General features: G+C 63.3%; 1 pseudogene. It reads left to right on the top strand.

The window, feature by feature from the left end:
* Positions 1-452: pseudogene (locus KGA66_RS29435) on the top strand (bifunctional NADH-specific enoyl-ACP reductase/trans-2-enoyl-CoA reductase); the annotation flags it as partial.

Raw genomic sequence — 452 nt, 5'->3', positions numbered from 1 at the left:
GTATGCCAAGAGCATCAACGGCGATGCCTTCTCCGATGAAGTGAAGGCGAAGACCATCGAAATGATCAAGGCCGATCTCGGCCAGGTCGACCAGGTTGTCTACAGCCTGGCGGCGCCGCGCCGCAAGCATCCGAAGACCGGCGAGATCATCAGCTCCTCGCTGAAGCCGATCGGCGAGCCGATCACCCTGCGTGGCCTGGATACCGACAAGGAAGTGCTGACCGAGACCCACCTGCAGCCGGCTACCCCGGAAGAGATCGCCGGTACCGTCGCGGTGATGGGCGGTGAAGACTGGCAGATGTGGATCGACGCGCTTGCCGATGCCGGCGTGCTGGCCAACGGCTGCACCACCACCGCCTTCACCTACGTGGGCGAAGAGATCACCCAGGCGATCTACTGGAATGGCTCGATCGGTGCGGCCAAGAAGGACCTGGACACCAAGGTGCTGGGCC

Origin of the sequence: Actinocrinis puniceicyclus, from assembly GCF_018283645.1 — a bacterium.
In the GTDB taxonomy this organism is placed as follows: Bacteria; Actinomycetota; Actinomycetes; order Streptomycetales; family Catenulisporaceae; genus Actinocrinis; species Actinocrinis puniceicyclus.
The sequence above is the reverse complement of the archived record's forward strand: the minus strand, read 5'-3'. Positions and strand labels throughout refer to the sequence as shown.